At 46.0% G+C, this 24333-nt stretch carries 26 protein-coding genes and 1 pseudogene; 21 read left to right on the forward strand and 6 right to left on the reverse strand.

Going from position 1 to position 24333, the window contains the following annotated elements; translation table 11 throughout:
* Window positions 1-53: 53 nt before the first annotated feature.
* The 17 genes from JCM16456_RS11980 (at window position 54) to codA (ending at window position 13859) form a co-directional block, all read left to right on the forward strand.
* Entirely contained in the window at window positions 54-959 is a 906-nt protein-coding gene (locus tag JCM16456_RS11980) for an FHA domain-containing protein (RefSeq protein WP_068714636.1), read from the forward strand.
* Window positions 956-2341: a FliI/YscN family ATPase gene (locus JCM16456_RS11985; protein WP_269450795.1), complete on the forward strand. Its 1386-nt coding sequence runs from the start codon at window positions 956-958 to the stop codon at window positions 2339-2341. Before JCM16456_RS11980 ends, JCM16456_RS11985 begins: the two co-directional genes overlap by 4 nt.
* Complete coding sequence (locus JCM16456_RS11990; protein ID WP_156430521.1) at window positions 2319-2783, forward strand: hypothetical protein; 465 nt, start codon at window positions 2319-2321, stop codon at window positions 2781-2783. Before JCM16456_RS11985 ends, JCM16456_RS11990 begins: the two co-directional genes overlap by 23 nt.
* Entirely contained in the window at window positions 2780-3256 is a 477-nt protein-coding gene (locus tag JCM16456_RS11995; protein WP_068714642.1) for a type III secretion system HrpP C-terminal domain-containing protein, read from the forward strand. Before JCM16456_RS11990 ends, JCM16456_RS11995 begins: the two co-directional genes overlap by 4 nt.
* On the forward strand, window positions 3246-4358 hold the full coding sequence (locus tag JCM16456_RS12000) for a FliM/FliN family flagellar motor switch protein (RefSeq protein WP_082712297.1): 1113 nt from the start codon (window positions 3246-3248) through the stop codon (window positions 4356-4358). Before JCM16456_RS11995 ends, JCM16456_RS12000 begins: the two co-directional genes overlap by 11 nt.
* Window positions 4349-5005, forward strand: coding sequence for a type III secretion system export apparatus subunit SctR (sctR, locus tag JCM16456_RS12005; RefSeq protein ID WP_068714647.1), 657 nt, complete (start codon window positions 4349-4351; stop codon window positions 5003-5005). Before JCM16456_RS12000 ends, sctR begins: the two co-directional genes overlap by 10 nt.
* A gap of 119 nt (window positions 5006-5124) precedes the next feature.
* Entirely contained in the window at window positions 5125-5385 is a 261-nt protein-coding gene (gene sctS / locus JCM16456_RS12010) for a type III secretion system export apparatus subunit SctS (protein WP_068714649.1), read from the forward strand.
* 14 nt (window positions 5386-5399) lie between these two features.
* Window positions 5400-6185, forward strand: coding sequence for a type III secretion system export apparatus subunit SctT (sctT, locus tag JCM16456_RS12015; protein ID WP_197655206.1), 786 nt, complete (start codon window positions 5400-5402; stop codon window positions 6183-6185).
* A 12-nt stretch (window positions 6186-6197) separates the two neighbouring features.
* The gene (sctU, locus tag JCM16456_RS12020) at window positions 6198-7292 is read left to right on the forward strand and encodes a type III secretion system export apparatus subunit SctU (protein WP_068714653.1); all 1095 of its coding nucleotides are present in this window, start codon (window positions 6198-6200) and stop codon (window positions 7290-7292) included.
* A 375-nt stretch (window positions 7293-7667) separates the two neighbouring features.
* Window positions 7668-8216, forward strand: a complete 549-nt coding sequence (locus JCM16456_RS12025) for an RNA polymerase sigma factor (protein WP_068714655.1) — start codon at window positions 7668-7670, stop codon at window positions 8214-8216.
* 336 nt (window positions 8217-8552) lie between these two features.
* Complete coding sequence (locus JCM16456_RS12030) at window positions 8553-8975, forward strand: type III secretion system chaperone (RefSeq protein WP_068714657.1); 423 nt, start codon at window positions 8553-8555, stop codon at window positions 8973-8975.
* A 178-nt stretch (window positions 8976-9153) separates the two neighbouring features.
* Window positions 9154-9375: a serine kinase gene (locus JCM16456_RS12035; protein WP_068714659.1), complete on the forward strand. Its 222-nt coding sequence runs from the start codon at window positions 9154-9156 to the stop codon at window positions 9373-9375.
* Window positions 9375-9830 (forward strand): hypothetical protein, encoded by a 456-nt coding sequence (locus tag JCM16456_RS12040; RefSeq protein ID WP_068714661.1) that lies wholly within the window; start codon window positions 9375-9377, stop codon window positions 9828-9830. Before JCM16456_RS12035 ends, JCM16456_RS12040 begins: the two co-directional genes overlap by 1 nt.
* Before the next feature lie 67 nt (window positions 9831-9897).
* Entirely contained in the window at window positions 9898-11961 is a 2064-nt protein-coding gene (gene sctC, locus JCM16456_RS12045; protein WP_068714663.1) for a type III secretion system outer membrane ring subunit SctC, read from the forward strand.
* Between the two features lie 11 nt (window positions 11962-11972).
* Window positions 11973-12185: a hypothetical protein gene (locus tag JCM16456_RS12050; protein WP_068714665.1), complete on the forward strand. Its 213-nt coding sequence runs from the start codon at window positions 11973-11975 to the stop codon at window positions 12183-12185.
* A complete protein-coding gene (locus JCM16456_RS12055) occupies window positions 12178-12510 on the forward strand; it encodes a hypothetical protein (RefSeq protein ID WP_068714667.1) in 333 nt (110 codons plus the stop codon). Before JCM16456_RS12050 ends, JCM16456_RS12055 begins: the two co-directional genes overlap by 8 nt.
* A 101-nt stretch (window positions 12511-12611) precedes the next feature.
* Window positions 12612-13859: a cytosine deaminase gene (gene codA, locus JCM16456_RS12060; protein WP_068714669.1), complete on the forward strand. Its 1248-nt coding sequence runs from the start codon at window positions 12612-12614 to the stop codon at window positions 13857-13859.
* Between the two features lie 94 nt (window positions 13860-13953).
* Here codA and citG read toward each other — a convergent pair whose 3' ends face one another.
* From citG to citC, 6 genes are read right to left on the reverse strand one after another with little or no spacing between them, the layout of a single operon-like run.
* Window positions 13954-14901 carry a triphosphoribosyl-dephospho-CoA synthase CitG gene (citG, locus tag JCM16456_RS12065; protein ID WP_068714671.1) on the reverse strand — a complete coding sequence of 316 codons (948 nt, stop codon included), beginning with the start codon at window positions 14899-14901 and terminating at the stop codon, window positions 13954-13956.
* On the reverse strand, window positions 14879-15415 hold the full coding sequence (gene citX / locus JCM16456_RS12070; RefSeq protein ID WP_068714673.1) for a citrate lyase holo-[acyl-carrier protein] synthase: 537 nt from the start codon (window positions 15413-15415) through the stop codon (window positions 14879-14881). Before citX ends, citG begins: the two co-directional genes overlap by 23 nt.
* Entirely contained in the window at window positions 15415-16941 is a 1527-nt protein-coding gene (gene citF, locus JCM16456_RS12075) for a citrate lyase subunit alpha (RefSeq protein WP_068714675.1), read from the reverse strand. Before citF ends, citX begins: the two co-directional genes overlap by 1 nt.
* A gap of 10 nt (window positions 16942-16951) precedes the next feature.
* Complete coding sequence (gene citE / locus JCM16456_RS12080; protein ID WP_068714677.1) at window positions 16952-17827, reverse strand: citrate (pro-3S)-lyase subunit beta; 876 nt, start codon at window positions 17825-17827, stop codon at window positions 16952-16954.
* Entirely contained in the window at window positions 17824-18120 is a 297-nt protein-coding gene (gene citD / locus JCM16456_RS12085) for a citrate lyase acyl carrier protein (protein WP_068714679.1), read from the reverse strand. Before citD ends, citE begins: the two co-directional genes overlap by 4 nt.
* 46 nt (window positions 18121-18166) lie before the next feature.
* Window positions 18167-19228 carry a [citrate (pro-3S)-lyase] ligase gene (gene citC, locus JCM16456_RS12090; protein ID WP_068714681.1) on the reverse strand — a complete coding sequence of 354 codons (1062 nt, stop codon included), beginning with the start codon at window positions 19226-19228 and terminating at the stop codon, window positions 18167-18169.
* 272 nt (window positions 19229-19500) lie between these two features.
* On the opposite strand from citC, the gene citS reads away from it, so the two are divergent.
* The 4 genes and pseudogenes from citS (at window position 19501) to JCM16456_RS12110 (ending at window position 24329) form a co-directional block, all read left to right on the forward strand.
* Complete coding sequence (gene citS / locus JCM16456_RS12095) at window positions 19501-20847, forward strand: citrate/sodium symporter CitS (RefSeq protein WP_068714683.1); 1347 nt, start codon at window positions 19501-19503, stop codon at window positions 20845-20847.
* Window positions 20829-21175 (forward strand): annotated as a pseudogene (locus JCM16456_RS12100) (OadG family protein). Before citS ends, JCM16456_RS12100 begins: the two are co-directional and overlap by 19 nt.
* A gap of 23 nt (window positions 21176-21198) precedes the next feature.
* Window positions 21199-23004 (forward strand): sodium-extruding oxaloacetate decarboxylase subunit alpha, encoded by a 1806-nt coding sequence (gene oadA, locus JCM16456_RS12105; RefSeq protein WP_068714687.1) that lies wholly within the window; start codon window positions 21199-21201, stop codon window positions 23002-23004.
* A gap of 38 nt (window positions 23005-23042) precedes the next feature.
* Complete coding sequence (locus JCM16456_RS12110; RefSeq protein WP_408068380.1) at window positions 23043-24329, forward strand: sodium ion-translocating decarboxylase subunit beta; 1287 nt, start codon at window positions 23043-23045, stop codon at window positions 24327-24329.
* Window positions 24330-24333: the final 4 nt, after the last annotated feature.

A 24333-nucleotide genomic window follows, 5' to 3' on the forward strand; every position in this document is an offset into this window, starting at 1 on the left:
CCACAAAGCCATGGGGGCATAGTGGCCTTTTCTTCAACCTGAGAGCGACAACCATGTATGAATTACGTGTACTAACCGGTTTAAACCGGGGCGCAGCTCTGCCACTCATCGGCGAGGAGTGGCTGATAGGCGCAGACCAAGAAGCCGACTTGGTTCTTTTAGATAGTGATATCGCCCCACAACACTGCTCTATTACCTCTCAACAATCGGGCTGGGTATTAACCAAGCGACAAGGTGAGATGACCGACAACGAAGGACATGTTATCGAACACTTAGAGATTGCCGAAGGAGAGGTTAGTTTCGCTCTTGGCAGTGTTTGGCTCACCATGTGTCCTGCAGAAACCCCGTGGCAATATGAACTACCAGCAACTCAAGTGACATCCGGCGTCACGCCAGAGTCGATAGCAGTTGAGCCAGCGCCAGCCCGTAAAAAGACAGTATTGCCCTTTTTGCTAGGTTTTATTAGTGCGGTCACCATTGCCGCAACCAGCACTTGGGCAGCATTGTATCCAACGCCGCAAAGCACTAGCGCACCCACATTGCCAACCATTCAAGATGATAGAGAAAAACTATCTGATAGTGCCGCTGTGGAACAAACATTGCTCAACATGCTCTCAGAACGAGAACTCAATCGTTTTATAGCGCTGTCTCATCAAGGCTCTCAGGTGGCAATGACCGGCTCACTCACCACCGACCAAAGTCAAAAACTTGAGCGAATGATGGCGCGTTTTCATGAGCAATACCAAACCCCGGTAACCATCGCTAAACGGATATCTGCCCAAAAAAGCGCTCTGCCCTTTGAGATAGTACAGATTGTTTCTGGCCCAATGGCGAGTGTCGTCACCAGCAATGGCAAACGTCTCTTTGTGGGAGATGAAATCGAAGGGCTACGCTTAGTCTCTATCGATGCCAACAAAGTCGTGTTCAAAGGAAAAGACAACTTTGAGGTCTCTTGGTGAACAGTTCACAGCAGCAAGCAAGCCCCCACCAGCGCCTACAGCAATGGCAACAGCAAGTGTCCCATGATTGGCAGCAAGCCTCTTGCGTCACCATTCAAGGCAAAGTGAGTGACATCAACGGAATTTTGCTTGAAGGGTCACTGCCCTTCGCTCGTATTGGTGATTTATGCAGTGTCTCAGGCACTGCAGGCAGTGATGTGCTGGCGGAAGTGGTGGGCTTTAGCGCCGATAAAGTTCTGCTCTCAGCGCTTGGCAACTTAGAGGGTATTGAAGCTGGGGCGCCTATTGTTCCGCACTATGTACAACATCAAATTGTGTGTAACGATGCCCTATTGGGGTCGGTGCTGGATGGTTTTGGACGCTTGCTACAAGGCCAACAAGCCGCCTTTTCTCTTAAACCATCAAGCACCACAACGCCTGTCATTCAAGATGCATTAGCGCCAACTAAGAAACCTCGTATTAGCGTGCCCATTCCCACTGGCTTGCGCGCTATCGATGGTTTAATGACCTTGGGCGAAGGACAGCGCGTTGGCGTATTTGCGGGTGCGGGCTGTGGTAAAACCACCTTGCTTGCTGAACTTGCCCGCAATATGCCCTGTGATGTCATCGTTTTTGGTTTGATCGGTGAACGTGGTCGAGAGCTACGCGAATTTCTCGATCACGAACTGGACGAACAACTGCGCCAACGCTGCATTCTCGTCTGCAGCACCTCAGATAAAACCAGTATGGAGCGCGCCCGCGCGGCCTCAACCGCAACAGCCATTGCAGAAGGATTTCGCGCTCAAGGGAAACGAGTATTGCTGCTGATTGATTCACTAACCCGCTTCGCTCGAGCGCAACGTGAAATAGGTTTGGCCGCCGGCGAGCCTCCCGGTCGTGGTGGCTTTCCTCCGTCGGTTTACACCATGTTACCAAGACTGGTTGAACGAGCGGGAAACATGGAAGGTGCGGGCTCCATCACGGCTTTGTATACCGTGCTCATTGAAGGCGATGTCATTGCCGGTGACCCGGTCGCCGATGAAGTCCGATCCTTACTTGATGGACACATTGTTCTCTCACGCAAGCTGGCCGAAAAAAACCACTACCCTGCGATCGATGTCTTGGGCAGTTTAAGTCGCATCATGACCAACGTGACCGAATACGACCATCGCGTCAAGGCTGGGGTACTGCGTAACCTACTGGCATCCTACAAAGAGGTGGCCATGTTGCTGCAGTTAGGCGAATACGAAACGGGGTTAAATCCGTTCACCGATTACGCCATCGAAGTCTATCCAGAGATCCTCGCGTTTTTACAGCAAGGCATGAGCGATCCCATGGAATACGACACCATTATCGACGCACTAGCTGAGTTGATTGACGATGCGCCGCCACTTCATTCCTGAGCCTGAAGTACCTCGCGATGAGGACGAACTTGCCCTAGAGCAGACCCTCAATTGCTTAGGGCCGATACGAGATCATCGTTTAAGGAAAAGCCAACGAACGTTGCGTAAAGAACAACAAAAACAACGTGAACTTGAACGACGTCACCAAGAGCAAGTTTGTCACCTTGAAACCCGTCAACTTGAGCAAATTGCACAGAAAAAAGCCCTAAGCGATCACCATCAGGGCCGACCTATCGACCAATCCACCTTGCACTGTTGGATAGGTCAAGAACGGGAGTTGCTCGCGCAAATTGAGCAAATAAAACAAACCATCAATCAACTAAAAAATGCCCTTGAACAACAAGCAGAGCGGGTCGAACAAGCCAAGCATCTTATGATTCAAGAGCAGCAACGCCATGAAAAATGGCAACAAATGCAGCAATGGGTAAAGGAGTCACAATGAGTACACTCGCGCCAATTAAAGAATCATTACCACCACCTAAAGGCCAAGAGGAAGACACCTCAACGTGGCACTCATCCCTTGGTACGAATCCAAACTCTTCACCTTTGCCCCAATTACAAGATATCGGGCTGTTTACCTCCTTAATCACGAATCAGTCTCAAGAAACAGCAACCACAGATCTAGGCGCAAACCCCACTCGCTGGCTAGAAAATATCACCCTGCGCGTAACCGACTGCTTACCTACTCAACCGCAAGATTTCCATTGTCAGCTTTTACTGCCCAATTTAGGAGAAGTGCAATTGCAAGCACAGTACCAAGCCTCTACCTGGCAAATCCAGTTGTCGTTTCGCCGTCACCAAAGTGCTCAAGCGGTACGCAAGGAACATGGTCAACTGAGTGATCACTTTAGCCGAGCACTTCAAGCACCGGTCGTACTCTCCATCCACTCGCTAGAAGGTGAACATGATGCCTAATTTTATCAGCCAGCTGCCACAGCGCACACATGCCCAACAACGTCACAGTAACCTAATTGGTTATGGTAAACAGACCATATTTAACACGCAGCGTGGTCATTTACGCATGGCCCTTTATCCTTTAAACGACCTAGATTCGTCGATAAAAGTGGCCGAATATCACACCGATTTAGGTTCCCTCAGTCTAGAAGCTGAGCAAGCTGAACATTGGCTCAATCAACTCTCAAGCGCCCCTTGTCCGAGCACTCTAAATCTTGACCAATCATGCTGGGAAGTGCAGTGGTATCAACAACAGATCCACCACGAGTTACTCCCTCTTTTTTATCCTTTAACCCGCATGATGATTGAAGATAACCACACGTTGGAACGTCATTGGTATCGACTACATTGGCAGCAAGGGGATAGCCGCGCGAGTCTAACAATTGGCCTTACCGATGACACACTCAGCGAGTGGCTACGCCGTCACACTTGGCAGTCGATTGCAACTCTGGATACGGGGTCTCTTATACTCACCACCCCGCTCATTGTCGGTTCTTTGGCATTTGACCAAAAAGCCCTCAAGCAACTCAGCATTGGCGATGTTTTGCATTGTACTCAACCTCGTTTTTCCTGTGAGGGAATGGGAGCTTTGCAACTCGGCAGCACCCTTTTTACCCTGCAAGCAAATTTTGATGGAACCGTATGCCACTATCTGGTCACTCAAAGGACATCCATTTTGCAGACAGAGAGCAGCATGAATCATTCCGAAGATTGGTCTTATGAATCAAACTTACCGCTTGAAGAGAGTCATTCTCTTTCCGCAAGCGACACGCTTCCTATTACCCTAACAATTCATGCCGGTGATGTAACGTTAAGCCTTGAAGAACTTAGCCAGCTAACGGTTGGTTCTCTACTCACGGCCAAGGGAGTGGCTCCGGGTCATGCGGAGTTGCGCCAAGGTCAGCGCCGTATTGCCAGTGGTGAACTCGTCAGCATTGAAGGTGAGCTAGGGTTACAGTTGACCGATATTTACCTACCCACTCGCCGTTTAACATCATCACCTGAGTTAAATGAGGAATTCGATAGTCGCACTGTAGAAACGGAGTCTGATTCATGGGATTAGGCCAAGTTGATCCGCTACTCTTTGCCCTGTTTTTAGGCGGCCTATCACTGTTACCTATGCTGCTCATTGTCTGCAGTGCCTTTCTCAAAATTGCCATGGTATTGCTCATCACTCGCAACGCCATGGGGGTTCAACAAGTGCCTCCTAATATGGCGATTTATGGCATCGCTCTGGCGGCCACCTTTTTCGTCATGGCTCCGGTTTTTCACGACATAAGCGAAAGAGTCAAAGAGACGCCGCCTGATTTCAGCTCGCTGACGACCATGCAATCAAGCGTCAATCACATTATTGGTCCTTTGCAACAATTTATGGTCAAAAATGCTAACCCTGATGTGATAGCCCACATCATGGATAACACCGCTCGAATGTGGCCAAAAGAGATGGCGGAAAATGTGCAAAAAGACGACTTAATGGTGGTGATTCCGGCCTTTATGCTGTCTGAGTTACAAGCAGGTCTGCAAATTGGCTTTTTGATTTATATCCCCTTTATCGTCATCGACTTGATTGTCTCTAACGTGTTACTCGCCTTAGGGATGCAAATGGTGTCGCCCATGACCATCTCATTACCACTGAAAATTTTATTGTTCGTTTTGGTCGACGGATGGAGTCGTTTATTGGATGGTCTGTTCTACTCCTATCTGCACTGACCAAACTTTTGATTGATTTAACGTATCGGCTGGCATCCACCAGCGGAAGCAATCCATTGTCAGTGAACTGCTGCTGTTGAGTTTACTGTCACTGTTGGTTTAACGGATAGGCGCGTTTTATGGATACTCTAACTCTTTTTAAACAAGGTATGACTTTGGTGGTCATGCTTTCCGCCCCACCATTACTGGTTGCCCTTTTGGTTGGCGTTCTAACCTCATTGCTTCAAGCACTATTCCAAGTCCAAGACCAAACGCTGCCTTTCGCTATAAAGCTGGTCTGTGTGGCCGTTACCCTAGCATTAACTGGTCGCTGGATTGGCGTAGAGATTTTGTCCTTTACCAGCGCCGCTTTTCAAGCCATGGCGTTCGTAGGTCATTAACCATGGTATTTACAATGATCCCACAACTGAGTGATTGGATACTTGCCATGACCTTAGCCATGGCTCGTCTGTTGCCTTGTTTGATCTTCATTCCTCTGTTCTCGTTTCATGAACTGAAAGGCGTGCTGCGCTACTGTGTTGTGGTGGTACTGTCGCTGATGGTCGCCCCAGGCATACACGCAGCGCTTCCTAAAGATCATGCTTGGATCACTTGGTTTGCTCTCTATTTCAAAGAGGGATGCCTAGGGATACTGCTTGGCACACTACTTTCCATTCCATTTTGGTTGTTCGAATCCGTGGGGGCACTCTTTGATAACCAACGTGGCGCCTTAATGGGCGGGCAGTTAAACCCAAGTCTTGGGGTTGATTTCACCCCTCTTGGCTTTTTGTTCAAACAATCGCTCATGGTGATGATGATCACTTCAGGCTCGTTTCTCGGCCTAATGCAAGTGATCTGGGATAGCTACTTGTTGTGGCCACCAACGCAATGGACCCCTTTACCAACCCCAGACGGCTTTTCCGTCTATTTAGAATTACTCACTAAGGCGTTCTCCGACTTGGTGCTCTACGCAGCGCCCTTAGTCGGCCTACTGTTATTCATCGAATTTGGCATGGCCATACTAAGTTTATACAGCCCACAATTGCAGGTATTTATTTTAGCCATGCCGATTAAGTGCTTGGTGGGATTGCTCTTTGTGATCTTCTATATGCCGAACCTGTTTGACTTTATCAGCCAGCGGAACCTCGACTGGCCGAACTTGTCACAGACGCTCTCATTGTTACTCCAAATCCCCAAGTAATAGAGTGGTTCTATGAGTGAAAAAACCGAAAAACCCACCCCGAAGAAAATTCGTGATTCACGCAAAAAAGGGCAAGTGGGCCAGAGTCAGGACGTACCCAAACTGCTTATCGTCACCGCTCTTATCGAGATTATTCTTGCCATGGTAGAAGATGGTATGAAGCAGCTAGAAACTCTCGTCGCTTCTCCCTTATCTCTGATGAACCAACCTTTTGGCTATGCTCTTAACGCGGTTATTGTTGACTGCTTTAGTATTGCTATCGCCATGATGGGAATTGTGTTGGGCGTCGCCGTTATAATGCGCTTAGCCGGCGCTTGGTTGCAGTTTGGATTTTTATTTGCACCAGAAGCTCTAAAAGTTGACTTCAATAAACTCAACCCAGCGACACAACTAAAAAACATGTTTTCCGGCAAAAAATGGTTTGAACTACTCAATAGCCTATTAAAAGCCATTATTCTTGGCTTATTAATTTATTGGCTGCTGTATCAAGCCTTGCCGACCCTGATCAAGCTGCCTTACCTGTCACTTACCGAAAGTTGGCTTGCCATTGCAACGCTGTTTAGTCATGTGGCCCGCAGCTGTTTGTTAGTCTTGTTAGTACTCGCCGCTCTCGATTTTGGAATGCAAAAGTACTTTTATTTTAAAGGCTTGCGCATGAGTAAAGACGACATCAAAAACGAATTTAAAAACTCGGAAGGCGATCCCCATACCAAGGGACATCGCCGCTCAGAAGCAAGGCGACTTGCGAACGAAGAACCACAACCACGCAAAAATAAGCCGGTATTAAATGAAGCCGATATGTTGGTGGTAAACCCTACCCACTTTGCAGTCGCATTATTTTATCAATCAGAAAGCACACCATTACCTTTAATTATGACGAAAGGACAAGATGAAGATGCTTTGGATTTGATTGAGCAGGCAAAACAAAAAAACATTCCTGTGATTCGTTTTATTTGGCTAGCGAGAACATTATATAAAAATGATATTGGCAGTTATATTCCTCGAGAAACCTTACGATATGTTGCAAAGATATACCAGGTATTACATAAATTTGATACAGAGAACGTTTCCGATGTTTATAGCCAAATATCCGACATAGAGTCTTAATTAAAAATATGACAACAATATAAAAGATTAAAGAAGAATCATTGACACTAGTTCCAAAAAACAAGAGAAAATGGAGTTATTACTCTAACTTACATAATTAAGCAAAAGCTTAATTATGTATTTTTATACCTGTAGGAATATCCTTACAAAAAAATAATCCAATTTAAAAAACCTTATAAAGCTAGAGACAATCCCTTACTAAAATAATTCAACGTATTGAATATAAACAAATAATTTAATTTAAACCAATCGGTTAATATTATTAAAAAGTAAATTACATTTATTTACACTGTCTTGGAACAAAGTAGCGAATTCTTTTACTTATTAAACATCGCTAGATTCACTGGCGTTATTAATAATTAAATAGGTAAAAGCATGAATAGTTCAATTTCTTTCCAAGAATTCAAAAAACCAGTAATAAACATAGAAGAGTTATACAAAAGTCAAAATGAACGTCTACGTCGTTTTATTCAGAAGAAAGTGTGGCATGAAGAAGATGCAGAAGAAATCTTGCAACTAACCTACTTAGAAGCCATGCGTTGTAAAGACAAATTCAGTGGCGCATCCAAACCGGAAACTTGGTTATTTGGTATCGCAGTAAACTTAACTCGTAATTATTTCAAACAATACTACGGACAGACGGTTTTAGTCGACGAAATGACCGAAGCCATGAGCCAAGAGTTACAGAGCGACGTGGATGAAAATCCGGCAATGTTAGTAGAGCACGAACGTCTCCTAAATCGCACCATGGAAGCGATTGAAAACCTACCCAGCGAAACCCAATCCATTTTAAAGCTGATCATAGATGAAGACCTAAGTTACCAAGACACTGCAGACTATATTGGTATTCCTATTGGCACCATTCGTTCTCGATTGTCACGCGCACGCCAAACATTAAAAAGTTACCTGGAGCCCTCTGCCTAATGCTATGTAACCGCCATCTAATCCCTTTAAGATTCAGGCGTGATAACCACTTTGATACCATGTTAGACCAATGGCCCGTTATTATCACCCCCCCTTCTCCACCGCCAAACTGCCGTACACCGTTCCCTAAACACTTATTCTTACTCACCTATTCTCTTCTTGATTCACTCCTACTTACTCCACTCTCAAAAATTAGAGTAATAAATCTAGTTTTGCGTCTCACGTTACTTCTTAGTCGAGGTCCTCCATTCCCAAAAGGAACTGAACCCTTAGCAACGCCACTCAGCACCAGAACACGTGTTCTATTTTTATTTTACTAACAACGAGGCCATGGACATGACCCCCACACAAACTAAAACTGATCAATACCTACGCAATTTCGCACATTCAATGAATACACAATTGAGCCTACGTAACGGCGTGTGTGCCATTTATGATCACCTTTCCCAACAAAATGCGGTGGTTGAAGTCCCTGATTTTAGCGACAACATTATCTTCCACTGTGTGATCATGACATTACCTAGCGATCTCAGTGCAGAGGTCATGCGAAAAATCCTGCTATTGAACTTTGAAATCAGCGCCATGCAGGGGTGCTGGCTCGCCATTGATGAACAACAGCAATTGTGCCTCTGCCATCTATTGCCGATTGATAAAACCGATCAACAACTCTTCAACGACTCACTGATTGGCTTTATCGAACAAGTAAAGCAAGTACGCCCATTTGTAACACCTTGGTTCTCAGCGCCTGTCACTCACTAGCAGCATTTGTGCATGCGGCAGGTGATGCCCTGTCGCATGCACAGCAGCTTGGTTAACCGTCAACTCCACTGGGAACTAATTTAGCTCACATTCCACCCAAGCTTTGTATCGAGTAAAACCGAGCTGCGGCAACATGTTTTGCGCGCAACACCCACACTGTTTTATCAAGGAGAGACTGATGCCATCCGTTGAATCTGTACGCCATCGTCTAGACATGCAATTTGAACGCACCCAAAACAACATGGACAAATTGGTGACCAACTTAGACAACGCATCATTAGATGATATCTATGCGTTTAACTCGGCGATGCGCCAAAACGCCACCGCGAGTTGGGCAGTCAACCAAGAGCTGCAAGTCAAACACAACTTGGCAAAAGCCATCATTAACGAAATACGCTAATGATGTTATCGATCACAGAGCTAACCGCCACCTTAGACCATTGGTTAACGCAAGGGACGCCCAATATTGCCATCGAAGTGGACAAGCGTCCGATTGATCTAACTCAGATGGATCGCGGGGTAACAATGCGCATTCCATTTCCGCTAACGCTTTCTCAATGTCCTCATCCAGGAATGTTGGTCATGTTAACGGGAATGGGATCTGATCGTTTCACTGCCCTACCAAGTCTTGATTGTCATGGTCAGTATCATTTAGTGGATTTTATCGCTATGGATAAGAAATCACCTTCTGTTGAACCTCTTATGGCCAGAATTGAGCAGATCGTAAATCAAGTCACCTGTTGGCAAGCGTGTTTAAAAACACAATTTCCTGATTTGGATGAGACACCTAAGCAACGACCCAATCAGGTTCCTTTTGTTCCGTTGAGTTTGTCACAGCAACTGCGACCGTTTTGACAGTACGAGTGGTTTTAACAATCCAACCGAATAAAAAGAACTTTCTGTAATCCAGCATGAGCACATTATGAAAAAGACGATTCATTGGTTTCCTCTGGTTCTGACGCTATTTGTCATGTTAACCAGCACCGCCGTCCATGGTGCCGTACCAACCAAATGGCAAAGCACGGCATACGCGTTTGATGCCCAAAAAACACCCTTGATTGACGCTTTAAACGAATTTGCCAAAACATTCGGCGTGAAGCTAAATCTGGGTAAAGTCAGTGGTGTGGTTAATGGAAAATTACGTGCCGCTTCAGCAACGGATTATTTGAATCGGCTAGCTTTGGAGCATCAGTTTTTATGGTTCGTTTACAATGGCACCCTTTACGTTAGCCCGCTTGACGATCAAACCTCGACCACCATAGAAGTGTCTCAAGATGCGATATCCGACCTCAAAAATGCTCTAACTCAAGTCGGTTTACTCGACAAACGCTTTGGTTGGGGGGAGTTACCCGATGAAGGCATCGTGATGGTCTCTGGTCCAACTCGCTACGTAGAACTGATTCAAAAATTCAGTAAAAAGAAAAAGAGCAAAGAAGACAAAATGCAAGTCATGGTCTTCCCGCTAAAATACGCATTAGTAGGCGATCGTGACATCAAGTTTCGTGACAAAAACATCCAAATTCCAGGCATTGCCAGTATGCTGCGCGATCTACTCGAAGGACACAAAAATGCACCAATGGCAATGAACACAAATGGACTAACGTTAGACAGTAGCTTGCAATCACTCGGTAATTTGCAAACCTTGGCTGAACAGCGCATGCAGAGCAAAATGCTGGGTAATAGCATGAGCCAAAGCCAAGTCAACTCCCAACTAACTAGCAAACGCAGCTCAGGCTCCAAGATCAGTGCGGATACACGTAATAACGCCGTACTGATTCGTGATGATATTGATAAACGTCAGATGTATCAGGATTTGATCAACAAGCTGGATCGTCCGCGTAACGTGATTGAAATCGATGCGGTTATCCTTGACATAGACAAAAACAAACTCGATCAATTAGGTATTAACTGGCAGGTCGGCGCAGGGAGCACCGAAGCACAGATCAACCCAGCGGGGGTGACACCGTTTCTTTCTACAGGCACCGCAGCAACGGTGATGATCCAAGACTTTGGTCACTTCTTTGCTAATATTCGCGCGCTAGAAAATCAAGGTGAAGCATCGCTTATCGCCAATCCATCCATCTTAACCATCGAAAATCAACCGGCAGTGATCGACTTTAATGACACGGCGTACATCAGTTCCATTGGTGAACGAGTGGCCAACGTCTCCCCCGTCACGGCCGGCACAAGCTTGCAAGTTATTCCACGCATGATCGAATCAGCCACCGCGCCACTGATTCAACTTTCTTTAGATATTGAAGATGGCCGAATTGAATACAACGATAGCAGCACAACGCCTACCGTAAACCGGGGCACCATAAGCACTCAAGCGATTATGCAGACGCAACGCTCTTTGGTAGTCGGTGGTTTTAAAGTGGAAAAAAACGCCCAGCAAGAGAGCAAAGTGCCTTTACTTGGCGACATTCCGGGCGTGGGCAAACTGTTTAGCTACAAAAATAACGACCAATCAAAACGTGAACGCCTCTTTATTATCACGCCACGCTTAGTAGGTAATGAATTGAATCCTCATCAATTTATCCCAGAAGAGGACAATGACAATGTCCAACAAGCGCTAGATAAAGACCGCGCCAAACGGTTGGGGATTACTCGCACTCTGGTTTCTAAGGCACTGACTCAACTGAACAACTTGTTTTTACCCGATGGATTTAGCGCTGAAAAAGAGATTCCTTATACGCTAGAACACTATTGCCAACGTACCGAAGGTGTCACTTTCAATCGCAAGAATCGCGAATGGTACACCGGCGAAAAATTTGCACTGTTAGTCGGAACCGTGACCAATAAAACCGACCACTCGATTCGTTTTGATGAAGCCACTTGTACTCATCGCGACACGCTTGCTGTTGCGGTACGTCCTAGCACCTTAATGGGGCCCGGCGAATCAGCAGAAGTGATGCTTGCAGTGATCAAACCAGAAACTGATAAGCCCACCCGTACGTCATTGCTTGATAATGCAGTCAGTCACTAAGGAGCTTTTAGATGTTATACCGCCAAGCATTACTGTGCCTTTTCATCACTTTAATTAGTGGCTGTGCCACCACTAGCACTAACGTACCCAAGTGCTTAGATAACCATTGTGCAAGAGAAATGTCCTCACCAACGCAGTTGGTGATCTGGTGGGGACCCGCCCTGCGTGACGAATTGAAAAAAGACCCAGATACCACCGTATACGATTTAAGCCAATATGATTAAGCAACAAATAACCCAGTGGCTGACGACTAGCCAGCATACCTCGGGTACCAGACTGCCCCTTAGTCATGATGCCGTATTGCAACGGCAATCTAGAGCAGGACAAGACGGAGTCACACTGGAACTAAACCCACTGATCTACGATGAATTGTGGTTACAAAGCCTGCTTCGTCAATACCATGCTCAGCCAGAGCAATTTTGGTGTTGTAAGCCCTTTATGTCGGAGAAAAAAACATGGTGTTTATGGATTGAGTTACCCTCATCAGGCAACGTTGAGCAGCACGTCGAACAACTGCTGGTAATGCTCACCTTGGCGCAGTTGGACTAATGAGACGCTAAACTCAATCATTACTGCCTAGCTATTGCATCTATCTGCATAAGGTTACACACTGAACTGTATAACTTTTTAAGAACAGAGATGAGGCCGGGATGAAAATCATCAACGCGCGCTTGCGCCAACAGACACAGCTTTACACTCTCACTTGCGAAAATGGACGTTTCGTCGCAATTGAGGCACAGACTCAAGGAATGGTCGACACCTCGGCTGATATTGACGCCCAAGGTCACCTGCTTTGTGCGCCCTTTGTTGAGCCACACATCCACCTTGACGCTGTAATGACCGTCGGTGAACCACGCTGGAATAAAAGCGGCACTCTGTTTGAAGGAATTGCCTGCTGGGCAGAGCGCAAACCCATGCTAACCGAGCAAGATGTCCAAACTCGCGTACGCAAAACCGCTCGGTTACTGGCTGAAAACGGCGTGCAGTTTGTCCGCACTCATGTGGATGTAACTGACCCAGAGCTTACTGCGCTTAAAGCCATTGTAGCCCTTAAAGCAGAACTCGCCCCATTCATGGATTTGCAAATTGTTGCTTTTCCTCAAGAGGGCATTCTCTCCTACCCTAACGGCAAAGGTTTGATGGAACAAGCGGTAGAACTCGGTGCCGATGTTATTGGCGGCATACCTCACTTTGAATTCACCCGCGAATATGGGGTGGAATCGATGCGTTGGGTTATGGCGTTTGCTAAACAACACGACAAATTGGTGGATGTGCATTGCGACGAAATTGATGATGAAGCGTCGCGCTTTTTAGAGGTTCTCGCTACTGCAGCCCTTGAAGCCGGGATGGGCGATAAAGTGACTGCTAGCCATACCACAGCGATGCACTCTTACAATAACGCTTACTGCTCTAAACTGTTTCGTCTATTGAAAATGTCGAAAATAAACTTTGTCTCGTGCCCAACCTCCAACATTCATTTGCAAGGTCGCTTTGATAACTTACCTAAACGGCGCGGAATCACGCGCATTAAAGAGCTCACCGACGCGGGAATGACCGTCGCTTTAGCTCAAGATTCGATTCAAGATCCTTGGTACAGCCTAGGTAATGGTAAGTTATTGCGCGAGCTTGATTTTGCCCTACATGCTTGCCATATGATGGGCTTTGATGATTTCTCCCACGGTTTGGATTTCATCACTGACAATGGCGCGAAAGTGCTGCACATCACAGAAAAATACGGTATTGAAGTCGGAAAACCAGCGAGTTTCATCATTCTTGATGGAGCCGATGATGTTGAGGTGATTCGCGACCAAGCAGACGTGCTTTGGTCGGTAAGAGAGGGGAACGTATTAATCGAGCGTAAGCCAGCAACACTGACCAAGACCATTGCGTGGTCATGAGTTAAATCACGACTCAATGCACAGTGAGTGTAGTAAAGAAAGCCAATCGCTCTACAAGTGATAAAAAAAGCGCATTCCCTGAGGAAGGCGCTTTTTATTCGTTATCAAACAATTCAACCAGCTCATGAACCAACCAAGTTGCCGCCAGTAAATCAGCACTACCGCCTGGACTTAAGTGTTTTTCTATCAACATCTTATCGAACTCAATAAGCTCATTCTCTATTTCTGCATATTGATAGCCACCCAAATTAAGCAGATGAGCTGCATGGTTTTGCACCAAGCGCAATCCTTCAATACCACCACGCGAGACCAAATTGCTATCATCATTGTTGGCCATTAACACCAACAAGGTATGCCACATGGCTTGTTCGGTCGAAACACCATTACGCAAACACATTTGATAGGCTGGCAGCGCGTGCTTCATGATGGTGCCAAGACCGGAAGCGGCTTCGCCACGAGCACCGGTTAAACCGTATTGTTGGAACATACGCTCCCCTGCGGTTTTCGGCTCGTGTTTGGCGTTACCCTTCAACTCATCAAACACCAAAAATTCGCAGGCTTGGCGAATCACTTCTTTGATGTGCAAAGCATCGACTTTAAGTTGTTTGCCTTTAAGCCACCCAACCGCTCCGCAGATCAACCCTAAGTTGAAAATCATGCCCTTATGAGTATTCACCCCATTCGTGGCCCGAAACATTGCACGCTCTGCTTCAACGCCAATGGGGCGCAACACATGCAATAATTGGGTAACCGGATGACGCGAATGATGGCTCCCTGCAGCCACAAAACGTTCGAGATAAGGCACGATCGCATCCGCACTCGCGACAAACGTATCGAGCGTCATATCATCATGAGAACCGTTGTTAGCGGTATCCACTAAACCCGGTTTCGGTGTTAGGTGCACTTCCAGCATCATGGCATGGTAGGCCAAATGAGCGACCAACTTAGGTAGGCTGAATGCACGTTGACTAGGAGACGGAGCAGCCACAGCAACCTCTTGAGAAAAGTCGATTAATAACTCAAGCGTAGCATTCATACTCATGGGTCATTTCCTCGATTTTCGCCAAAAGCTCTTTTAAATCATGACGACGTGAACGTGCGCACACTTTCGCCTCTTCTTCACATAGAAAACAGCGGCGACGTGGCTGATTAACGCCATCACGAGAAACGGTTTTTCCTCGTACATCAATCACATCCAAGTCCATTAGTCGGCCAAGTTGATGATGATTTTCGATCTCCATCATGGCCTTTTTCAACAAAGAAGCAGAAGGTGCTTTGATGGCAACAATTGCTTCGGGACCGGTGTTTTCGACAATCTTTTGACTGCCGATGATTTCCCAACCTTGTTTCGCACATAGCGCACGAATCGCGGCTAAACCGGCTTTCATAACTACACGGCTAGAGCCATTCATCTTAACTGGACCAGGCATGTTAACAGTGAATGAAACAATGGGAAGAGAGTGGCGTTTAAGCCACTCTTGTTGTTGTTTCACCCGAGTTTCTTTGCGGTCAAGCAGTTCGTTTAAGCTCACCTCAGAATCGGTTGAAAAGGTCATTATGCTTTTACCTGTTTAATCACATCAATGATAGAACCATCGCGGTAGTGAACAAAACCAACAGTACGTTCTTCAAACTCTAACGGCTCTGGTTTACCTGTTAGCAATTCGGCACGTTGTTGCAGTTCAGTAACCTCAAATACTGGTAGGCCAGCCGCAACCAAGCGCTCTTTCACATCAGGACGATTAGGGTTAACAGCGATACCTTGGTCAGTCACCAATACGTCGATAGTTGAACCAGGCGTCACCACGTTAGTCACTTTTTCAACAACTGTTGGGATACGACCACGAACCAGAGGAGCAACGATAATGGCTAGGTTAGCTGCAGCAGCAGTATCACTGTGGCCACCTGATGCACCGCGAATCACGCCGTCAGAACCTGTAATCACGTTGACGTTAAATTGAGTATCGATTTCTAGAGCACTCAAGATAACCACGTCTAGACGATCCACAACCGCACCTTTTGATGATGGGTTAGCGTATTCGTTAGCCGAGATTTCAATGTGATGAGGGTTGCGAGAAAGCGATTCAGCAGCCACTGAGTCAAAGCACTGAACATCTAACAGATTCTCAATCAAACCTTCTTCATGTAGGTCGACCATAGTGGCAGTGATACCACCAAGAGCAAATGATGCGCGAATATCTTTACGAATCATTTTTTCTTTTAGGAAACGAGTTACCGCTAGTGATGCACCACCTGAACCAGTTTGCATTGAGAAACCGTTGTTGAAGTAACCAGAGTTTTCGATGACGTCTGCACAGTATTTAGCAATCAGAAGTTCACGAGGGTTTTTGGTCATACGAGTCGCATCACCACCAATTTTGCTTGGGTCACCTACTTCTTCAACCTGCACAACAGCGTCTACGTTGTCTTGGTGAATCGATGCTGGGTACGCTGGGTAGCCAACTAAAGATTCAGTCAACATCACCACTTTATCTGCGTATTCTGAGTCCACTTTGGCGTAGCCTAGTGAGCCACAGATAGATTTACCTTTGAAGCCGTTTGCGTTACCAAACTCATCACAACAAGGCACACCAATAAACGCCATATCAATGTGAATTTCACCTGATTGAATAAGGTGAACACGACCACCGTGAGAGTGAATGTGCACAGGCTCTTCTAATAGACCACGAGAGATTTCGTCAGCCAATTCACCACGAATACCAGACGTATAAATTTTAGAAACCACACCGTTTTTGATGTGCTTAACTAAAGGCGCGTGAACAGAAGTCAATGAGCTTGATGCCAAAGTTAGGTTTTTAATGCCTAGCTCAGCGATCACATCCATCACCATGTTAATGGTTTTATCGCCGCCACGGAAAGCGTGGTGGAAAGAGATAGTCATACCATCTTTCAAGCCGAGGTCTTTAATTGCTTCAACAAGAGAAGCTTTTATTTTGCGGCTTTTTTTGTCTGACTCGTTCGCTAAATGCGGAGTCAATTTCAGAGCTTCAGTGTATGGAGTTAATGAATAACGTTCCATCTCATCAGCAGTGAGGGGATTATTTAAAGTACTAACACTCATGACACTACCTTTACTGTTTGATACCAGATTCAGCACGTTGAAGTGTCCAGCGTGCGCGTTCGATAATTGGGCTGTCGACCATTTTGCCGTTCAGTGAAACAACGCCCAGGCCATTTGCTGCTGCTTCTTCAGCGGCTTCAATAACTGCATTAGCGTAATCCACTTCTTTTTGCGTTGGCGCAAATACGTTGTGAACCATGTCGATTTGGCGTGGGTTAATCAAAGATTTACCATCAAAGCCCAACTGCTTAATAAGCTCAGCTTCTTTTAGGAAGCCTTCTTCGTTATTAGCATCAGAGTAAACCGTATCAAATGCCATGATACCGGCAGAACGAGCGGCTTGGAGAATCGAGCAACGAGCAAACAGTAACTCAATGCCTTCAGGCGAGCGTTGAGTTCGAAGATCGCGCACGTAGTCCTCCGCGCCTAAAGCGATACCGATTAAACGTTTAGAACTGTGGGCAATTTCAACACAATTGTTGATGCCTTGTGCACTTTCGATAGCAGCCAATAGTTTGGTGCTGCCAACTTCACGGCCACAGCTGATTTCAATTTGTTCAATCGCTTTTTCCATTTCAATGATGTCGTTCGCAGAGTCCGTTTTAGGTAAACGAACACAATCTGCACCGCCACGAACCACAGCATTCAAGTCTTTAAGACCAAATTCAGATTCAAGAGGGTTAACACGAACAACGGTTTCAATGTCTTGATACATTGGATGTTGTAGCGCATGGAACACCAACATACGAGCGGTGTCTTTTTCACGTAGCGCAACAGAATCTTCCAAGTCAAACATCAATGAATCTGGCTTGTAAATAAAGGTGTTACTTAGCATAGCTGCGTTGGCGCCAGGTACGAACAGCATACTGCGACGAAGTTTAATCATGACAACTGGCTCCAATCGATCTCTTGCTCACCACAAGCACGTAATACTGCAGCTTGAACGCGTGCTTTAATCACACAATCAAGTGCACCTTTGTCTTCGATAATGATTTTTGCATCAGCCACTTCCATATTAGAAAGCGTTTCCAATACAACATTTCGAATCGCCTTACCAAACTGCTGTTCAACGGTGCTGTCCAGAGACAGTTCAATACCGCCACTCACATTAGGTTCGATACGGACCTGAAGATCACTGGATTCCAGTGTACCCGCGAACGCGGGGTGAGAAATTTTCATTGGTTCGACCTTGATGAATAGTTTGTAAAAAAGCAATCAGCATGCATTACACAGTGGCCACGGAATGAGGCTGCTGTGCCGGGGCAATGTAATGCTGATTGAGATAAGAATACGTCGTTTGTGGCACTAAACTGCGCACGGATGGAATATCCTCTGCTCGCAGCAGGTCACGCACTCTTGACGCAGAGATAGGCTCTGCTCCTTCCTGACACCGCTCAATTTCAACCACTTCAATCGCAGGACCACACTCATCTTCGAGATCTTTTTCTAACCATTGACGCATTGCCTGATTGTAATGGCGAGTAACAGGGCACAGAGGTTCACTACCGACGAAGCGGTGCGTGATCCCAAGCGCTGGGGCAATAGCATTGCGGAAAATCTTAAGATCCAATGCGGTGTGCGCATAGTTGATCACTTGCTGATCTTTGATGAAGTACGTTGGGAATGTCACCCGAGAAATAATGTAATCAGATCCGGTATGAATGGTCAGATTTTTAAGATGCTCGGTTCCAGCACGAATCATGGCAAGCCTGTCGGCAAAGGAGAATTCATTACCCTCTTCTTTGACGGCAAACAGATGCACCCAATCACACTGTAGACATGCTTTTTCTATCAGATATTGATGACCAAGAGTGAACGGGTTCGCGTTCATTACGATGCCACCGATTTTACCGCCTGGCTTACGTTTAGCAGACAGTTCCTGACAATAAGTTTTTAAACGGTTAGGGCTATTTTCCAGCAGTGCAACATTGGGTTCCACCTTTTCAACTAAGTGGAAGCCACACTGGCGAAACATCACGATATTGGCAGGCTTAGTAAACAAAAATAGATTAAATCGGCCAAGTTCATAAGCAAAACTCGTGAGCTCTGACATTAACTTGAGCGCAAACCCAGTGCCTTGTAAGTCTGGCGATATCGCAATCGACTTTAGAACATTGCCAGCTAATCCACCACAGGCAATGATCTCCATGTCCTCTTGGTAAGCCACGACGAAGTGTTCCACATCTTCATCGATCCCTAACTCATGTAGAGACAAAAACTGTCTTATAGCCAGCATCCGATTGCTCTGCTTAGTAGAAATCCGGGAAAAAGTGTAACTCTCCAACATCACGTGCCTCACCTATCTCTTTACGGGAGCAGTATTACGCGCTTTAGTCTATAAAATATCGAGCGTAATCACTTTATTTTTCAGAATAAAAGTACTTTATGAATTTTATGTTTTTTATTTATAAGTTACTGAAAAATAACACATTGAAAATTAAAAATCATAAAAACCATTGAGATTTTAAACGCCACTTTATTCAATGACAGTTTTCACAAATATTAGAGAAGTAATCCCATAAATTGAATAAAGTGTTATTAACCTGCTGGATAATAAAAATGAACGAAAAAACCCTACAAATTAATGAGAGCAAAAGCTCTTCATTAAGTTCAAACTTGCTTGATAGCAAAATATTTGGTGTACCATTGCCATTATTTGCTTTACTTACCGCCATTATAGCAATTGCACATTTTACTAACACCCTTCCAAAAAATATTGTTGGTGGTTTTGGTTTTATGTTCGTTGTTGGCGCTATATTTGGTGAAATTGGTAAACGTTTACCAATATTTAACAAATATATTGGCGGTGCTCCTGTAATGATATTTTTGGTCGCAGCTTGGTTCGTGCAAATGGGCTGGCTCCACCAAAGTGAAGTCACTACAGTGAGTGACGTAATGAAAAAAACGGGCTTTCTAAACCTATTTATTGCGGTTTTGATTACCGGCTCGATCCTTGCGGTTGAACGTAAATTACTTATCCGTTCTCTAGCCGGTTACATCCCAACGATCCTTGCAGCCGTTGCTGGCGCTTCAATCATGGGGTTACTTGGCGGCCTAATGTTTGGTATTACCCCAGACCGTATCATGATGATGTACGTGCTACCTATCATGGGTGGTGGTAACGGTGCTGGCGCAATTCCGCTATCTGAAATCTACGCTTCAGTAACCGGTGGTTCTAAAGAAGAATATTACTCTGTTGCAATTGCTATTCTTACTATCGCTAATATCGTCGCGATTGTTGCTGCAGCTGTTCTTAACGGTATTGGTACCAAACACCCTGCGTTAACAGGTAATGGCGAGTTATTACGTAAATCGAATTTTGATAGCAACAATAATGATAAAGATGTAAAAATCACACCACGCGAAATAGCAATTGGTTTGATGTTAGCAACTTGTATTTATACATTCTCATCATCACTATCAAAAGATATTTTACCTGGTTTTGGCGATATTAAGATCCATACTTTTGCTTATATGGTTATTATCGTTGCTGTTATTAATGCCCTAGGCTTATGCTCTGACGAAATAAAAGAAGGCGCAAAACGTCTATCTTCTTTCTTCTCTAAACATCTACTTTGGGTATTGATGGTTGGTGTTGGTATCGCTTACACAGACCTCGGTGAAGTAATCTCAGCTATCTCATTTATGAACGTTATCATCGCAACGCTAATCGTTGTCGGCGCTATCTTTGGTGCGGCACTTGGTGGCTGGGCGATGGGCTTCTATCCAATCGAATCCTCAATCACGGCGGGCCTATGTATGGCTAACCGCGGTGGTTCCGGTGACTTAGAAGTGCTTGCTGCGGCAAACCGCATGAGTCTTCTCTCTTACGCTCAAATATCCTCTCGTTTAGGTGGCGGTATCGTCCTCGTTATCGCGAGCGTGGTATTTGGCATGATGATGTAAATCACCCCCTTGCTCCACTGGCGCGCTTTGCGCGCCTTTTCTTCTCTTTGGAAATGTTGCTATGCAAGAAACATCGCTCTTTATGGAGGGCATTAACCTACTCACTTTGGGTATGGGATTTGTCTTTATCTTCCTTGTCTTTTTAGTCTTTGCGACAACGGGAATGTCTCGCTTCATTACCCGCTTTGCGCCTCCTCCCGTCGCACCAAAAGCTAAAGCTAAAACCAAACCTGTTGTAGCTCCAAAACCTGCACAAGATGATCAACTAATCGCCGTTTTAACTGCTGCAGTTCATCACCATCGAGCTCAACAACAGCAAAACTCATAATCATAATAAAGGAGAACTTCGAGATGACTCAGGCTACTAAACGCGTTGGTATTACCGACGTAGTGCTTCGTGACGCCCACCAATCTCTTTTTGCAACTCGTCTACGTTTAGACGACATGTTGCCTATTGCTGCACAACTTGACGACATCGGTTACTGGTCTCTTGAGTGTTGGGGCGGCGCAACATTTGATAGTTGCATTCGTTTCTTAGGCGAAGACCCATGGGAACGCTTGCGTACTCTAAAAAAAGCCATGCCTAAAACGCCGCTGCAAATGCTGCTGCGTGGTCAAAACCTACTGGGCTACCGCCACTATGCTGACGACGTGGTTGATACGTTTGTTGAGCGTGCAGTGAAAAATGGTATGGACGTATTCCGCGTGTTTGATGCGATGAACGACCCGCGCAACATGCAACAAGCGATTCGTGCTGTGAAAAAACAGGGCGCGCATGCGCAAGGCACTCTAAGCTACACCACCAGCCCGGCACACAACCTACAAACTTGGGTTGATGTAGCGCAGCAATTGGCAGAAGAAGGTGTCGATTCAATTGCCATTAAAGACATGTCTGGCATTTTAACGCCTTTCCAAGCTGCTGAGTTGGTTCAAACCTTGAAAAAACAAGTCGACGTTGAACTGCACTTGCACTGCCACTCCACCACTGGCATGGCTGACATGACCCTGCTTAAAGCGATTGAAGCGGGTGTTGACCGCGTTGATACCGCTATTTCAAGCATGAGTGGTACTTACGGCCACCCTGCCACAGAATCTCTCGTAGCCACATTGCAAAACACCGGTTACGACACGGGTCTTGACCTACACAAGCTAGAGAAAATTTCTGCATACTTCCGTGAAGTACGTAAGAAATACCATGCGTTTGAAGGCATGATGAAAGGCTCTGACTCACGCATTCTGATTGCTCAAGTGCCTGGCGGCATGTTGACCAACATGGAAAACCAGCTCAAACAGCAAAATGCGTTAGACAAACTTGACCAAGTATTGGAAGAAATCCCACGCGTTCGTGAAGACCTTGGTTCTATCCCACTGGTTACCCCAACATCGCAAATTGTGGGTACTCAATCGGTTATCAACGTCTTGATGGGTGAACGCTACAAGAGCATCACCAAAGAAACGGCCGGTATCCTAAAAGGCGAATATGGCCGCACTCCCGCGCCAGTCAACACTGAGCTACAACAACGCGTGTTAGATGGCGCACAAGCCATCACATGTCGTCCAGCAGATAACATCGCGCCAGAAATGGTGGAGCTGCAACAATCTGTTGTTCAACAAGCCAAAGAGAAAGGCATCACCTTAAGTGAAAACGCCGTTGATGACGTATTGATGGTCGCTCTATTTGACCAAGTAGCTTGGAAATTCCTAGCTAACCGTAATAACCCTGATGCATTTGAACCTGCACCTCAAGCACCAACGAAGGAAGAGAAAAAAGTGACCGCTGCAAATTCAACCCAAAAAGCCGATGCTGGTATCTACACCATCACAGTCAACAACCAAAACTATGTGGTGAAAGTGGCTGAAGGTGGCGACATTACACAAGTCTCTACCGCCCCTGCTGCCGCTCCGGTTGCTGCTTCTGCTCCAGCACCAGTCGCTGCCGCAACAGGCGAAACCATGAATGCCCCTCTTGCAGGTAACATCTGGAAAATCAACGCTAAAGCGGGCGAGCAAGTGCAAGAAGGCGACGTATTGCTAACGCTTGAAGCAATGAAAATGGAAACTGAAATTCGTGCACCTCATGATGGTGTCGTAAGCAGTATTGATGTGAGTGAAGGTGATGCCGTACAAATGGGTGATGCCCTACTGGTATTGGCATAATCGAGTGAGGTGTAACCATGATGGATAACATCATCGCAATGGTGAATGACTTTGGCTTTTTCCACTTACAGTGGGGACAAGCCGTGATGATCGTCATCGGGCTGGTATTGCTCTACTTGGCGATTGTCAAACAATTCGAACCTCTTCTTTTGGTTCCAATTGGTTTTGGTGGCATTTTGTCTAACTTGCCAGACGCAGGTTTGGCCATGTCGGCAATCGAAAATGCGATTTACGCAGCGAAACCGGATGTCATGGCGGCGTTTGCTAACGTATTGCACATGAGTGCGGGGGCAGGTGCAGAAGCCATTAAAGAGGCGATTCATAGCGCAACACCAACCCAGTTAGCGTCTCTTAACTTACTGGCTGAGCAATACACTTACACTGATGGCATGCTGTATCAGTTCTATCATGTGGCAATTGCGTCAGGGGCGGCTCCACTCGTGATCTTTATGGGTGTAGGCGCAATGACCGACTTTGGTCCACTGCTGGCTAACCCAAAAACATTGCTTCTTGGCGCGGCAGCTCAATTCGGTATCTTTACCACCGTATTGGGTGCATTAGGCCTTAGCCAACTGGGTGTGATGGACTTTAGCGTATCTCAAGCAGCCGCTATCGGTATTATCGGTGGAGCTGACGGCCCAACCGCTATTTACGTATCCAGCTTGCTGGCACCAGAGCTATTAGGTGCTATCGCGGTGGCTGCCTACTCGTACATGGCATTGGTGCCGATGATCCAACCACCGATTATGCGTGCTTTAACTAGCGATGCAGAACGTAAGATCCAGATGAGTCAGCTTCGCCAAGTGCACAAGCTAGAAAAGATCTGCTTCCCGCTACTGCTGTTGGTGTTGATTGCGATGCTATTGCCATCAGCAACCCCGCTACTGGGCATGTTCTGCTTTGGTAACTTAATGCGTGAATGTGGTGTGGTAGAACGTCTCTCTGATACGGCGCAAAATGGATTGATCAACATTGTGACTATTTTCCTAGGTCTCTCTGTTGGCTCAAAACTGATGGCGGATAAATTCTTGCAACCACAAACCATCGGCATTCTCTGCTTAGGTATTTTGGCCTTCTGTGTCGGTACTGCAGCCGGTGTGCTTATGGCGAAATTGCTTAACCGCTTCTCTAAAGATCCGATTAACCCACTCATTGGTTCTGCTGGGGTCTCTGCCGTACCAATGGCGGCTCGCGTATCTAACAAAATCGGTTTGGAAGCCAATAACCAAAACTTCCTCCTGATGCATGCGATGGGTCCAAACGTTGCTGGTGTGATCGGCTCTGCGGTAGCCGCAGGCGTGATGATCAAATATGTGCTTGGATGATCTG

It is taken from the genome of Vibrio tritonius (assembly GCF_001547935.1).
GTDB lineage: Bacteria > Pseudomonadota > Gammaproteobacteria > Enterobacterales > Vibrionaceae > Vibrio > Vibrio tritonius.